Source organism: Sporosarcina ureilytica (genome assembly GCF_001753205.1).
GTDB classification, from domain to species: domain Bacteria; phylum Bacillota; class Bacilli; order Bacillales_A; family Planococcaceae; genus Sporosarcina; species Sporosarcina ureilytica.
In genome coordinates, this window is sequence record NZ_CP017560.1 from 2,475,678 (window position 1) to 2,491,332 (window position 15,655).

General features: G+C 39.6%; 12 protein-coding genes. All 12 read right to left on the reverse strand.

Features of this window, described 5'->3' with window-relative positions:
• Positions 1-9 precede the first annotated feature (9 nt).
• Positions 10-288 (reverse strand): DUF503 domain-containing protein, encoded by a 279-nt coding sequence (locus BI350_RS12275; RefSeq protein ID WP_075528385.1) that lies wholly within the window; start codon positions 286-288, stop codon positions 10-12.
• Positions 285-2,552: a translation initiation factor IF-2 gene (gene infB, locus BI350_RS12280; RefSeq protein ID WP_075528386.1), complete on the reverse strand. Its 2,268-nt coding sequence runs from the start codon at positions 2,550-2,552 to the stop codon at positions 285-287. The genes BI350_RS12275 and infB overlap by 4 nt, the downstream gene beginning before the upstream one ends.
• A gap of 4 nt (positions 2,553-2,556) precedes the next feature.
• Positions 2,557-2,877: a YlxQ family RNA-binding protein gene (locus tag BI350_RS12285; protein ID WP_075528387.1), complete on the reverse strand. Its 321-nt coding sequence runs from the start codon at positions 2,875-2,877 to the stop codon at positions 2,557-2,559.
• On the reverse strand, positions 2,874-3,152 hold the full coding sequence (rnpM, locus tag BI350_RS12290) for an RNase P modulator RnpM (RefSeq protein WP_075528388.1): 279 nt from the start codon (positions 3,150-3,152) through the stop codon (positions 2,874-2,876). The genes BI350_RS12285 and rnpM overlap by 4 nt, the downstream gene beginning before the upstream one ends.
• Positions 3,153-3,171: 19 nt before the next feature.
• Positions 3,172-4,347: a transcription termination factor NusA gene (gene nusA, locus BI350_RS12295; RefSeq protein WP_075528389.1), complete on the reverse strand. Its 1,176-nt coding sequence runs from the start codon at positions 4,345-4,347 to the stop codon at positions 3,172-3,174.
• A 21-nt stretch (positions 4,348-4,368) separates the two neighbouring features.
• Complete coding sequence (gene rimP / locus BI350_RS12300) at positions 4,369-4,845, reverse strand: ribosome maturation factor RimP (protein WP_075528390.1); 477 nt, start codon at positions 4,843-4,845, stop codon at positions 4,369-4,371.
• 438 nt (positions 4,846-5,283) lie between these two features.
• Positions 5,284-9,609, reverse strand: a complete 4,326-nt coding sequence (locus BI350_RS12305; protein ID WP_155767530.1) for a PolC-type DNA polymerase III — start codon at positions 9,607-9,609, stop codon at positions 5,284-5,286.
• Between the two features lie 64 nt (positions 9,610-9,673).
• Positions 9,674-11,380, reverse strand: a complete 1,707-nt coding sequence (locus BI350_RS12310; RefSeq protein ID WP_075528391.1) for a proline--tRNA ligase — start codon at positions 11,378-11,380, stop codon at positions 9,674-9,676.
• Between the two features lie 95 nt (positions 11,381-11,475).
• Positions 11,476-12,741 (reverse strand): RIP metalloprotease RseP, encoded by a 1,266-nt coding sequence (gene rseP, locus BI350_RS12315; protein ID WP_075528392.1) that lies wholly within the window; start codon positions 12,739-12,741, stop codon positions 11,476-11,478.
• 67 nt (positions 12,742-12,808) lie between these two features.
• Positions 12,809-13,957, reverse strand: a complete 1,149-nt coding sequence (locus BI350_RS12320) for a 1-deoxy-D-xylulose-5-phosphate reductoisomerase (protein WP_075528393.1) — start codon at positions 13,955-13,957, stop codon at positions 12,809-12,811.
• A gap of 16 nt (positions 13,958-13,973) precedes the next feature.
• Positions 13,974-14,768 carry a phosphatidate cytidylyltransferase gene (locus tag BI350_RS12325; protein WP_075528394.1) on the reverse strand — a complete coding sequence of 265 codons (795 nt, stop codon included), beginning with the start codon at positions 14,766-14,768 and terminating at the stop codon, positions 13,974-13,976.
• The gene (locus BI350_RS12330; protein ID WP_075528395.1) at positions 14,765-15,559 is read right to left on the reverse strand and encodes an undecaprenyl pyrophosphate synthase; all 795 of its coding nucleotides are present in this window, start codon (positions 15,557-15,559) and stop codon (positions 14,765-14,767) included. Before BI350_RS12330 ends, BI350_RS12325 begins: the two co-directional genes overlap by 4 nt.
• Between the last annotated feature and the right edge of the window lie 96 nt (positions 15,560-15,655).

A 15,655-nucleotide genomic window follows, 5' to 3' on the forward strand; every position in this document is an offset into this window, starting at 1 on the left:
GTTTCGCCTTCAGTAATAATCAATGTTATACTCGGTCATTTCCCATTCTGGATTGGATTCCAATAAACGAATCGCACGTTTTACTTCTCTTTCAGCTGGTTCTTTGGAAGAAGCAACGGCAACAATTGCAATCGTTGCACGTTGCCAAAGATTTTGATGTCCAATTTCAGCTATGGATACATTGTAAGAGTTTTTGGTCCTATCAATCATCCGCTTTAAAACTGAACGTTTATCTTTTAAAGAAGCGGCCATTGGAATGAAAAACGAACACTCCGCATATACAATCATACCCGTTTAATTTCTTCCATGATGAAGGCTTCAATTACGTCGCCTTCTTTAATATCGTTATAGTTTTTAATCGTAATTCCACACTCATATCCTCTAGTAACTTCTCTTGCATCATCTTTAAATCGTTTCAATGCATCGAGTTCACCTTCAAAAATGACGATGCTGTCACGGATGACACGAACGCCAGAATCACGTGAGATTTTACCTTCAGTCACATAACTTCCTGCAATCGTTCCAATTTTGGAGACGTGGAATGTTTCACGAACTTCGGCTTGCCCAATAATTTTCTCTTCGAATTCAGGGTCAAGAAGCCCTTTCATCGCAGATTCAATTTCCTCAATTACTTGATAAATGACACGGTGAGATCTAATCTCTACACCTTCTGCTTCAGCAGCACGTCTAGCATTTACATCTGGACGAACGTTAAAACCGATTACGATTGCGTTAGATGCAGCTGCCAGAGAAATATCTGACTCGTTAATCGCTCCGGCGCCCGTATGAATAATTTTAACATTGACCCCTTCAACATCGATTTTCATCAATGAAGCAGCCATTGCTTCTACTGTACCCTGAACGTCCGCTTTAACAATTAGGTTTAGCTCTTTCATTTCACCTTGTTTCATTTGATCGAATAAATTATCAAGCGTCACTCTCGTTTTAACATCACGTTGTTCTTGAATTGCGTCACCTGCTCGCGATTCACCAATTTGACGAGCCGTTTTTTCATCTTCGAAGACAACAAAACGATCACCAGCTTGCGGAACATCATTTAGCCCTGTAATTTCAACAGGCATTGATGGATCAGCTTTTTGAACGCGACGCCCTAAGTCGTTAATCATAGCACGCACACGGCCGTAAGTGTTCCCAACAACAATCGGGTCTCCAACGTTAAGTGTACCGTTTTGAACAAGCAATGTTGCAACTGAACCACGTCCACGGTCTAGTTCTGCTTCGATAACTGTACCTCTTGCACGGATTGTCGGATCTGCTTCTAGTTCAGCAACTTCAGCAACAAGTTGAACCATTTCTAGTAATGAATCGATTCCGTCACCAGTTAACGCTGAAACAGGTACGAATATTGTATCTCCGCCCCAGTCTTCTGCCACGAGACCATGTTCAGTAAGTTCTTGCATAACACGATCTGGATTCGCAGTCGGTTTGTCAATTTTATTCACCGCAACGATAATTGGCACCTCAGCTGCTTGTGCGTGGCTGATCGCTTCCACTGTTTGTGGCATAACACCATCATCGGCAGCAACAACAAGGATTGTAATATCTGTAATAGAAGCACCACGTGCACGCATTGTTGTGAATGCCGCGTGACCTGGCGTATCTAAAAACGTCAACTTTTTACCTTCGTGCTCAATTTGATAAGCACCGATATGTTGTGTGATTCCGCCCGCTTCACCTTGTGTTACTTTCGTATTTCTAATTGAATCTAGAAGTGTTGTTTTTCCATGGTCAACGTGCCCCATAATTGTTATGACTGGCGGACGTTCTACCATATTTTCTTCTGATGGTTGTTCTTCCTCTAAGCCTTCTGTTTCTTCAAAATAAACTTCTAGGTCTGTTACATCGACACGGATCTCTTCTTCTACTTCTACGCCATAATCTGAGCAAAGCAATTCAATCGTATCTTTATCGAGCTCTTGATTAATTGTTGCCATAACGCCAAGCATTAATAACTTCTTAAGAATTTCAGATGGTTCACGACCCAATTTTTGAGCTAGTTCGCCAACGGATAAAGACTCATAAAACGTGATTTTTTCCGGTAATGGTTTTTGAACTTTTGGTTCCGGATTAGCTGGACGGTATCTTCGTCTACCTTGGTTAATCCCACGTGCAGGTGGACGTCCACCACGTCTACCTGGACCAGATTGTCCACGATTTTGTCCTGGGCGCGCTGAATTATTCCCGCCACCTGATTGAGCAGCTGGGCGATTTTGATTACCTTTTGGTTTAGCACCTTGACCTTGCGTCGCTGGACGTTTATTTTGACTTGCTTGTGCCGGACGTGACTGTCCTTCAGTTTTATTTCGCCCATCATTATTTTGATTTGAACGCGGTTTATTGGATGCTTGTTTCTCAGCACCTTGTTCTGCTCTTTTCACACCAAAAGTTTTATCAAGTTTTATCATTGCATTTTGATCAATTGTAGACATATGATTTGTTACATTTACATTTAGTTTTCCGAGTTCATCAATTACTTCTTTACTTGTTTTCTTCACTCGTCTCGCATATTCATGTACACGCACTTTAGTCATGCGATCACCCCCGGTTATATTCATTGAGATAATCGGAGAATTTGCCCGCAAAACCGGCATCCATTATCGCAAGTACTACTCGCGATTCTTTTCCGATAGCATGCCCAAGTTCTTCTCGATTTCCAAAAACATGCTTCTCAACGTTAAAAAAATTGCATTTATCCGTTATTTTCTTCATCGTATTTGCTGAAGCATCATTTGATATGATGACAAGCTTCACTTTACCAGCTTGAATTTCACGGACGGTTAACTCTTCACCTGTTACTATCTTTCCCGCTCTAGTCGCGATTCCTAGTAACTGTAATATTTTTTTTGATGTATTCATTTTATAGACTCCCGACGAACTGCATGAAGTAAATCATCATAGACTTGTTCTGGGACTTCTGCTTTTAGCTGACTTTGAATCGATCGATTGCGGCGCGCTAATTCGATTGCTTCTTCGGATTTTGACACATAGGTCCCACGGCCAGATTTCTTCCCCGTTAGATCGACTGAAACTTCCCCTTCTTTTGGACGAACAATCCGAATCATATCCTTTTTCGGTAGCATTTCGCCAGTTGCCGCACATTTACGTAAAGGTACTTTTTTCATTTTCGCCATATGTGTTCATCCTTTCTAGTTAATCTTCTTCTCTATATAAATCAATTGGTTCTTCCGGTAATTCTTCGTCGTTTCCATAGATTTCACCTTCATCATAATAAGACGATGCGGTTAATTCTCCTTGGTCATTCGCCGGTAATTCACGCGGATAAATCCCTAATTCACGTGCGTCTTCTTCACTTTTAATGTCGATTTTCCAACCAGTAAGTTTTGCAGCTAATCTTGCATTTTGACCGCGCTTGCCGATTGCTAGTGAGAGTTGGTAGTCCGGAACGATAACTGTTGTCGAACGTTCCTCCTCATTCACTTGTACATCTAACACTTGTGATGGACTTAACGCATTTGCTACAAATACAACAGGGTCTTCTGACCACTCAACGATATCTATCTTCTCTCCATTTAATTCCGTTGAAATGGATTGAACACGCGCTCCTCTTGCACCAACACATGAACCGATTGGATCAACGTCCTCATGTGAAGTATAAACAGAAATCTTTGAGCGATCTCCCGCTTCACGTGCGATTGTTTTAATTTCAACAATCCCTTCATAAATTTCTGGAACTTCTAATTCGAATAGACGACGTAATAATCCCGGATGCGTTCTAGAAACAAATACTTGTGGGCCGCGTGAAGTACGTTCGACTTTTGTAATAAATACTTTAATCCGATCATGCGGCTTATACGTTTCTGCTTGAATTTGTTCACCTAAAGGTAAAACAGCCTCTACTTTTCCAAGTCCTACATATAGATTTCTTGCATCTGTTCGTTCAATAATTCCATTTACAATATCTTCTTCGCGATCGACGTACTCATCATATATCATGCCGCGCTCCGCTTCTCGCACACGTTGCGTCACGACTTGTTTTGCCGTTTGTGCCGCAATGCGTCCAAAATCTTTTGGCGTCACTTCTTCTTCTAAGATATCGCCTAACTCGTAAGCAGGATTAATGCGTTGTGCGTCTTCTAACGAAATTTGTAAACGTTCGTCTTCAACTTCTTCAACGACGTCTTTACGGGCAAGCACTTTTATCGAACCGATATCAGAGTTCATATCAACCCTTACGTTTTGCGCTTGGTTGAAATTTCGTTTATACGCAGTCACAAGTGCTGCTTCAATCGCTTCTAATAATACGTCTCTTGAAATACCTTTCTGCTTTTCAAGGGCTGTCAACGCATCGAGTAGATCACTACTCATGTTCATCACTCCTATAATCCATTATGCGGAAAAGTCAATTGCTAATCGCGCAAGTGCAATTTTTTTCTGTTCAATTAGTACGGTTACTTTTCTAGTCTTAATACGAATTTCTACTTCTGCACCTTCAGGACCGTATGAAAGTAAATATCCTTCAAATTCTTTCATGCCATCGATAGGGGCATACGTTTTAATATAAACATACTGGCCTATTGCATTTTGAAAGTCCTCTTCTTTTTTCAACGGTCTTTCAGCACCTGGTGAAGATACTTCCAAGAAATAATTTTGACTAATCGGATCTGTGCGATCTAATTCTTCGCTTAATCGCTCACTAACGTGTGCACATTGGTCTATATCAATGTCGCCTTCTGGTGTATCTACATAAACACGTAAAAACCAGTCATTTCCTTCCTTCACGAACTCTATATCGACTAATTCCAAAGCTAAATCGTTTACAATTGGCTGAACTAGTTTTTCAACAACACTTGTAATTTGAGTCATTTTATCCCTCCCAGTAATCACTACAATTTTGATACGTCCAACTTTTGAATCCAACTCGTGACCTCAAATCTATTCTTCCCGTTAGATGTCTTCTTGAAGCATTTTAAGCGTTTCGTCAGTGTAGCAAAATCTCCATGCATTGCATAGGTGAATTCCGTTCTTCTCATCCATTAAAGAATGAATGTCATTTTAATAAAGTGAACTACATCTTGCCAGCTTCGATAACAATTTCGATGTTATTCATAGGTTTAACCGATTCCATCATGATAAACCTATTTTCCAATCCAATTCACACTTATTGTTAAGTTTTTAGTTGAATTCATCTCTTCAAAAACTGCTGAACAACAGAAAAGAGCGGGATATCCCACTCTTTTCGCAAGACTATTACAAAAGTTGTTTTAATCATAACATACGTAAAACGTTGTTGCAAACAATGCGTTAGAACAACGACAATTGATTTGCGTCAGGCATCCCTTCTAGACAGCCAAGTTCTTCCATATACTCGATGACTGTTTTTGAAACACGACCCCGTTGCTGTAAATCTTCCTTGGATAGGAACTCGCCATCTTTCCTTGCTTCGACAATCGATTGCGCTACATTCGTACCAAGTGATGGAATTGCATTAAAAGGAGGTATTAATTTATCTCCATCAATAACAAATATCGTTGCATCCGATTTGTATAAATCTGGCTTCGCAAATGAAAAACCACGTTCACACATTTCCAACGCAATTTCCAATACCGTAAGCAAGTTTTTCTCTTTCGGTGATGCATCAAGGCCTTTCGCATCAATCTCTTGGATTTTAGCTCGAATCGATGCCGAACCTTTCGTCACTGTCAATAAATCATGGTCAGCAGCTCTGACTGTAAAGTATGCTGAATAGTAAAGAATCGGATGATGGACTTTAAAATAAGCAATCCGAAGTGCCATTAACACATATGCAGCAGCATGCGCTTTCGGGAACATATATTTAATCTTTTTACATGATTCAATATACCAATTTGGTACATTTTGTGCTCTCATCGCTTCTTCAAATTCAGGCGTTAGCCCGCGTCCCCTACGAACGGACTCCATAATACTAAAGGCAGTCGCAGGTTTCAGCCCTTGGTAGATTAAATAAACCATGATATCATCACGACAACCAATTACGTCAGAGAGCTGACAGACTTTGTTTTTAATTAACTCTTGGGCATTTCCAAGCCAAACGTCTGTCCCGTGAGAAAGACCAGAAATTTGAACGAGTTCTGAGAATGTAGTCGGTTTCGTCTCCTCAAGCATTTGACGAACGAAACGCGTTCCAAACTCTGGCACACCAAGCGTTCCCGATTTAGTACCAATTTGTTCTGGTGTTACGCCAAGCGATTCTGTGCCACTAAATAATTTCATGACGCCTTCATCATCGGGCGGAATCGTAAGTGGATCAATCCCTGATAAATCTTCGAGCATTCTAATCATTGTTGGATCATCATGACCTAGAATATCTAGTTTTAACAAGTTATTTTCTATCGAATGGAAATCGAAATGCGTTGTTTTCCATGCTGAATTTAAATCATTGGCTGGGAATTGAATGGGTGTAAAGTCAAAGATATCCTTTGTATTCGGTACAACGATTATTCCCCCCGGGTGTTGTCCAGTACTTCGTTTAACACCTGAACACCCGATTACGAGACGGTCGATTTCAGCACCGCGGAAATGGACGCCGTTATCATTCATATACCCTCTTACATAACCGTAAGCTGTACGCTCTGCAACAGTACCAATTGTTCCAGCACGGTAAACATAGTCTTCTCCGAATAATTCCTTCGTATAATTATGCGCAATTGCTTGGTATTCACCGCTGAAGTTGAGATCAATATCAGGTACCTTATCACCTTCGAAACCTAGGAATGTTTCGAACGGAATATCTTGTCCATCTTTCGTATACAATACATCACAATCTGGACATTTTTTATCAGGTAAGTCATATCCTGAACTTACGGAACCATCATCGAAGAACTCCGCTTTTTTACAAGTTGGACAAACATAATGCGGTGGAAGTGGATTAACTTCCGTAATTTCCATCATCGTCGCAACAAGTGAAGAACCAACGGAACCCCTCGACCCAACTAAATAACCGTCGTCGAGTGAACGTTTTACAAGCTTATGGGAAATTAAATAAATTACCGCGAATCCGTGTCCAATAATGGATTTCAGTTCCTTCTCAATCCGTTCAACGACAACTTCTGGTAACTCTTCACCATAAATTTCATGGGCCATTGAATAAGTTAATTGCTTAACTTCTTCATCCGCACCTTCAATTTCAGGCGTATACAAATCATCTTTTATCGGTTTGACATCTCCGACTCTTTCTAATATCGCATGAGGGTTGTCGATGACAATTTCTTCTGCCACCTGTTCACCGAGGAACGAAAACTCTTTAAGCATTTCATCAGTCGTTCGGAAATGGACTTCCGGTAAGGAATGTCGGTTTAAAGGATTTGCCCCGCCCTGCGCGCGAACGAGAACTTCTCTAAACTTCGCATCAGTTTCATCGAGATAATGCACATTTCCTGTCGCACAGACTGGTATATCGACCGTTTTCCCTAGTTTAATGATTTTCCGCATTATATCTTCCATATTCCATTCATCACGGATAAGTTCTAAGTCAATTAAATGCGAATAGACAGCTTTCGGATGAATTTCTATATAGTCATAGAACTTCGCAATTTCTTCTACCTCTTCAGGCGATTTTTGCATAAGCCCTTCAAATACTTCACCATTAGAACATCCTGAGCCAATGAGTAACCCTTGTCGGTGATTTATAAGTAATGAACGTGGAATTCGTGGCACACGATAAAAATAATCCATATGCGAATAAGATACGAGCTTAAATAAATTTTTCATCCCAACATCGTCTGTCGCAATAATTGTACAGTGGGACGGTCTAGCACGTTTATAGGTATCGCCTTCTCCAATATGTTTATTAAAATCATCTAAATGCGTAATCCCTTTTTCCTCTGCACCTTCTAATAACTTAATAAACAAATACCCCGTTGCTTCCGCATCGTAAATTGCACGGTGATGTTGTGTCAGTTCAATATTGTATTTTTTCGCTAACGTATTTAGTCTGTGATTTCCGAGTTCCGGATGTAGAAAACGTGCCAGTTCGAGCGTGTCGATTACTGGGTACGTAATGCTTGGGATTCCCGCTTTTTTATAAGCTTCGTATAAGAAGCCCATATCAAATGAAGCGTTATGCGCGACCAGAACAGCGTCCCCTATCCATTCATAATAATCTCGAACGACTTCATCGACATCCGGAGCATCTTTTACCATATCATCCGTAATCCCTGTCAAATTTGTAATAAGGGCAGAGATTGGTTCGTGCGGATTTGCAAATCGTTCAAATGTATCAATGACTTCTCCGTTTTTAATCTTCACCGCGGCAAGTTCGATAATGGTGTTATAAACAGCTGAAAGTCCGGTCGTCTCTACGTCAAATACGACAAACGTATCATCTTCAAGTTTACGATGTTGTTCACCGTACGCAATTGGAACACCATCATCGACTAAATTGGCTTCCATACCGAACAATACTTTTATGCCATGCTTTTTACCGGCTGAATAGGCTTCAGGGAAAGATTGCACGTTGCCATGGTCTGTAATCGCTACAGCAGGATGCCCCCACTTCGCCGCTTGCTCCACTAATGCTGAAGCCGAAACAACTGCATCCATTTGACTCATTGATGTATGTGCATGTAATTCTATACGCTTTCGATCATTAGGGGCTAAATCTCTTCGAATCACTGGTGGGATTTCCATAATCGACTGCGCCATCATAATTAAATCTCTAACGAACGTATCATTTTGAATACCGCCACGTGCGCGAACCCATGAACCTTTTTTCAAGGAGGACATTAACTTACCGTCTTCCTCATTACGGGAAAACATTTTCACAATAATGGAGTCCGTGTAATCTGTTATTTTAATCGTTAATAAAGAACGGCCACTCCGTAATTCTCTTACTTCTGTATCAAAAACAAATCCTTCAACTATAACGCTACGCTCTTCATCTTGAATATTTCTTATTTCCATTAGCGGTTCGTCATGTTTAATAGGTGGTCCCAATTGGAATGGACCAGTTGGAACATCGTCATTTTCTTTACGATTTTGCTCTCTCTTTTGCAAGTCTTCTAATGCTTTTCGAGCCATCTCTTCCTCTTCTGCTTGACGTTCGATTAGAAAAGCTTTTTGTGCTTCCTCAGCACTGTTCAAATCATCGGTTAGCTGAAAATCAACGGCAAGCCTTGGAAAGCCAAACGTTTCGAAAACATCGGAAATAAGTGGTCCGTACTTTGTTTTCATCGTCTGTAATTCCATATCATTCATACAGATGAATGTGAGTTTACCACCTGTAATCGTCGGTTTTTGACTTGTTAATCGTTCACGAATTGGCGGTGACATATCTCGTAATTCTTCTATCACATATGGCCAATAACCAGCAATTAACAATTCATCCATTACTGGATTTTTACAAACGATGTTCAATTGAATTGTCGCAATTGCAGAAAATGCTTCTCGTATTCTCTGGGTAAAAACTGTATAAATTTCGATTGGCAGTAATTTCTCTAATTGGATATTAAATTGCCAAACACGTGATTTACGATGAATGCTCACTCGCTCTAATAATGCATTTTCAAAATGCACAACAAATTGATCGTCTGTCATATTAATTTGTTGTAATAAGAGATGGAGCTTCATTTTATCGTCTTGTTTACCATCCACATTAAGCCCTCCTTATTCCTAGATGAAAAGAAGGAAGTGCCACCCCGCGGCCTTCCCTCCTGTATTAATTCAAAGTAAAATATGCTTGAAGCTTTTCGGTCACTTCTTCAACCTGCCATTCGGTTATTTCACCAGTCTCTCGAAATTTCACTTCTAATATTCCGTCTTTCGCTTTCTTCCCGATTGTAATTCGTATTGGCAATCCGATTAAATCAGCATCTGCAAACTTTACACCTGCACGTTCGGGACGATCGTCGTACAGCACCTCAAAGCGATACGTTTGAAGAAGTTTATACAAATTATCTGCGAGTTCTTTTTGAATAGCGTCGTTTAAGTTGATTGGCACGAGATGAATGTCATACGGGGATAAGTTTTTAGGCCATTTTAAACCAAACTCGTCATTATACTGTTCAGCAATCACTGCCATAATGCGAGACACATTCATGCCGTAACGCCCCATAATCATTGATTTTTCGGTCCCTGCTTCATCAATAAAGGTCGCGTTCATTGGCTTGCTATATGTTGTCCCTAGCGCATCGAGCCGCCCTACTTCAAATCCTTTTGTAAACTTTATTGTGCCAATACCGTCGGGCGCTATATCACCTTCTTCAGCATAACGCAAATCCGCATATTGATTCACAGCAAAATCTTTTTCAGGATTGACGTTGAGTAAATGATAATCATCTTCATTGGCTCCAGCTACCCCATTCACAATTGCAGCAACTGCAAAGTCTGCAACGATTTTCACACCTACTGGCAATTGCACCGGGCCAATTGAGCCAGGCTCACAAGATAGTAACGTTTTTACTGCTTCTTCTTCGGCTAATTCGACCGATTGGGCAGCAATTGCATTTTTAAGTTTTATTTCGTTTATTTTATGATCGCCTCGACAAATGACAACGACGATTTCATCATCTGCTTTATAAATGAGTGTTTTCATACATTTTTCTATCGAGACGTCTAAAAAATCAGCAACTTCCTGAATGGATCTTTTATTTGGCGTTTTTACTTTCTCCACTTCATGAAGTATTTCATCTGACTTTTCATAATGATTGCTAACAATTGCCTGTTCCACACTTGTCGCAAATGAACCTGTACTGCTATAGGCAATTTCCTCATCGCCATTGTTGGCTTTCGCGATGAACTGATGTACACCAAGATTATCCGGCATGCTAGCATCTGAATCAACTATATAACAATCTAGATTCAATTTCGTGAAAATATTTGAATAGGCTTCTTTCATCTGTTCATAAGTTTCATGTAAACTTTCATCAGAAATATGAAAAGAATAGGCTTCTGATTTCACAAATTCACGATTTACTAGTAGTCCAAAACGTGGCCGGGGCTCGTCCTGAAATTTTGTTATTATTTGATACAATGTTAAAGGTAACTGTTTATAGGATTTAACTTCTTCTTTAATTAATGAAGTCATCAGCTCTGTATGTAGGGCACCTAGTATATAGGTACGATTTCGTTCATCTTGCAAATGAAATAAATCACTACCGTCTCCATCTATTTCCATTCGTTCTTGTGACAGCTCGGATTCTTGTAAAATCGGCGTCACCATTTCTACAGCATCAATTGCATCCATTTCTTCACGAATGATCGCTTCGATTTTCCTTAATACTTTCAATCCAAAAGGTAAATATGAATAAACTCCACTTGTATGTCGACGTAGAAACCCCGCACGCAATAAAAGTTGATGGGATGTCGTTTCCACATCAGTTGGATTCTCGCGCAATGTCGGTATAAACGCTCGTGACTGTTTCATATTTCTAACCACCTAGTGTTTACATTTTATTAAAAGCAAAGGGCGCCAAAAAACCTTTAAGTAGATGGCGCCTCATCGTAATAAATTTCAAATGTCTAACTACTGAAAAAGAATCGTTGAATATCATTCCATGTGACAACAATCATTAGAATCATTAGAAGGACAATTCCAACAAAATGAACCATTCCTTCTTTTTGTTTATCAATCGGCTTACCTCTAATTGCTTCAAATAAGAAGAATAATAACCTACCGCCATCAAGTGCAGGTAATGGGAGCAAATTCATAATCCCCAAGTTAATACTTAAAATCGCAGCCCAGTGCATTAAATTATAAATACCATATTGAGCAACTTCTTCCGTTGCTTTATAAATGCCAACGGGCCCCGACAATGCATCAATCGTAAACTTGCCGGTTACGAGCATGCCGAGCAATTCAAATATTCGTTTAAACCAAGTCCACGTTTGATCTGCACCAAAAACGACTGCTTTAAGCGCATTTTTTTCAACTGGACTTGTGTAAAGAACGCCAATTTGTCCAAACTTTTGTCCTGCCTCTTCAATCGTAGCAGGGACGACATGTAATTTGACTAAATCACCATTTCGTTCAACTAGGAATGAAAGTTGTTCCCCTGGATGTTTTTGAATGATTTCTGCAAATTCGGTCCAAGAAGAAATCGGTGTGTCGTTTACTTCTTTTACAAAGTCACCATCTTGCATGCCCCCTGCATAGGCAGCCCCTGAACTTTGCACTTCCGTAATCACCGGTTCATTCGTAGGAACGCCTTGTAATAAACCAATTGCCAGGAATATCAAAAAGGATAAAATAAAGTTAAATAACGGCCCGGCAAATATCGTCATTGCACGGCTTGCTAGTGATTTCGATTCAAATTGTCTATCATAAGGCGCAATAATTGTTTCTTGTCCTTTTTCAATGATGACAGCATTTCTTGCAATTGGATAACGGACAAATTCCCCGTCATCACTATATCCCTCTATAAACAACTCTTTATCAAGATCTGATTTTTCTGTTTCCATAAATAAAATATCAGGATTTGATACATTTTGATTTAAATAGATTTTTTCAACTTCACCTGTTTGACCAATATACAGTCCAACCCGATATCCAGGTTGTAATTCGACCGTATCAAAATCTTGGCCTGCCATTCGGACATAACCACCAAGCGGCAACAAGCGAATCGTATAGATTGTTTCACCTTTTGTAATGCCAATTATTTTCGGACCAAATCCGATCGCAAATTCACGCACCATAATTCCAGCTTTTTTCGCGAATAAGAAATGACCTAATTCATGAAAAAAGACGAGGGAACCGAATACAATGATAAACGCAATTACGGTCTCCATAAAAAACCACCTTCGCTGGCTAAGAACTGACTATTGAATCCTTTTCTTCGCCCGATATTAGTAATACTCACTGTACCATAGCATGGACTGTGTTTCTAGTGTTCTTATCTACTTCTAAAATTGCTTCAAGTGTTGGTTTTACAATCGTTTTATGTTCGTCCATAACACGTTCAACAATTTCATCGATTTCTAAAAACGAAATGTGACCCTTCATAAATAAACTAACAGCAATTTCATTTGCAGCATTCATCGCTGTAGGCATTGTGCCCCCAACTTTACCTGCTTCATAGGCAAGTGCAAGTGCTTTAAAACGTTTAAAATCAATTTTTTCAAAATGTAATTGACCAATTTCTTCTAATCGAAGACGCTTTGCATTTTGCATTGGAATCCGATGTGGATACGTTAAGGCATACTGAATTGGTACGCGCATATCCGGAGATCCTAGTTGTGCCATCACACTAGTATCTTGAAATTCAACCATAGAATGGATGATGCTTTCTCGGTGCAGCAAGACGTCAATCTGCTCGTAGGGAATATCAAATAAATGGTGAGCCTCTATCACTTCAAGCCCTTTATTCATCATCGTCGCTGAGTCAATTGTTAATTTATTTCCCATTGACCAGTTTGGATGTGCCAATGCTTCCTCGACCGTCACATTTGATAATTCATCACGCGTTAAATTTCTAAAACTACCTCCTGATGCAGTTAATATTAACTTGGTAATTTCTTTAGGATTTTCACCATTCAATGACTGAAATAAGGCTGAATGCTCACTATCTACTGGAAGGAGTGGCACATTGAACTTTCTCGCTTCGTCCATCACAATTTCCCCTGCTGCGACGAGTGTTTCTTTATTCGCAATTGCGATTGTAATGCCTGCCCGGATTGCTTCTAACGTTGGACCTAATCCAACACTTCCAATGACCGCATTCACTAAAATATCCGCACCTGTACGGGCAGCAACTTCTTTCAACCCTTCTGCTCCGTATACAAATGTGATACTTGGAAATTCCGACTGTAAAGCTTTTGCATCTTCCTGCCTAATGACAGAAACCATACTCGGTTGAAATGTCCTTGCGATTTCTCGTACCTTATCAATATTCAGACCAGCTGAAAAAGATACGAGTTCAAATTTATTTGGATTTGATTTTAGTATATCTAATGTTTGTACACCAATAGAACCTGTTGCACCTAATAAACTAATTTTCTTTTTCATGATGAAATCCTTTCCTTTAGACTACAAAATGCAGAAAATGAAGGAGTGGCAGTACAAAAAGAAGGCTATCAAACCTATCCAGTATCCCACCATGCCCCGGCAATATGTTTCCTGAATCTTTCACATCATAATGTCGTTTTAGTGCTGATTCAACGAGGTCGCCTAATTGACCAACAATTGATGCAATAATTGTAACAACTATTAAATAAGTATACGAGGAAGCAATCGGTACAAATGCATGGAATATACATGCAAAAATAATTGCTGAGAGAATCCCACCAACAAAGCCTTCAATTGTTTTATTCGGCGAAATCTCTGGCCAAAGTTTACGTTTCCCGATTTTTCGTCCTACAAAATACGCACCAGTATCTGTCATCCAAATCACGAGAAGCGCGTATATAATAAACTCAATTCCAGCGATTCGCGTTTCAATTAAATAATAAAAGCCGATTCCAACGTATAACGCACCAAAAATAGAAAACGCGGCATGATCAAAAGTAAAACGATTTTTAACGATAACCGTATAAATTAATAATAAAAGGACAATGGCAAAAGTAATTTCCACTTTTGTATAACCGAGTGCATTTTCTAATTTCGCACTATTTTCTGCTGGTAATAGTAAAACAGCAAGTGCTATCCACGTCAGAATTCCAGGGATTGATAAAAGTTGTATCTTTCTCATTCTTAATAATTCAAAAAGGCCGATTGTCGCAAGAAGATAAACTGCGAGGGTGAACGGCCAACTTCCAATAAAGACTAGTGGAACGAAAAAGGCGATTGCAACGATTGCTGTGATGATTCTTTGTTTCATTCGACTTCTTCTCCTTCCACATTGCCGAACCTTCTACTACGTGATTGAAATTCCTGTACTGAATTTAACAAACATTGTTCATCAAAATCCGGCCACAATACATCTGTAAATGAAAATTCCGCGTACGCAAGTTGCCATAACATGAAATTAGATAGCCTTACTTCTCCGCTCGTTCGAATAAGCAAGTCCGGTTCCGGTAAATGAGCCGTCATCAGATGGGAATTGACAACATCTTCATTAATATCTTCCCAATTCAATTCGCCATTTAAAGTCTTTTTGGCTAATTCTTGCATACATTGTATGATTTCCAACCGGCTCCCATAATTCATTGCGAAATTCAATATCATCCCGTCATTATGTTTAGTCGCATCAATCGCCTTTTGAATCGCTTTTTTCGTATGCTCAGGTAATAAATTCGGATTCCCAATCATTTCCACCTTTACGTTTTCTTCGATGAGTTCAGAAAGATATGTATTCAGAAACTCTCCAGGAAGTTTCATTAGAAAGTCTATTTCTAATTTCGGTCGCTTCCAGTTTTCTGTGGAAAAAGCGTAGAGTGTAAGGACTTTGATTCCAATATCATTCGCCATTCGCGCAATCTTGCGGACTGTCTTCATTCCTTCATGGTGCCCCGCTATCCTTGGTAAATTACGTTTCTTCGCCCATCTACCGTTTCCATCCATAATAATTGCTACATGAGCAGGGATTTGTCTGCTTTTGACATTTGCAATTTTTTCCGTTAACGAAATATCGGATTCCATACTTTTCTTTCGCATAAGTTTATTTAGCATTTTATTTCCTCCACTCTACTACTTTCTAGAGCAATTATAATCAATTCGTCTTTCACTTAGAAACTCGCGTCGAATTAGATCGCCTTCTGTGTATCT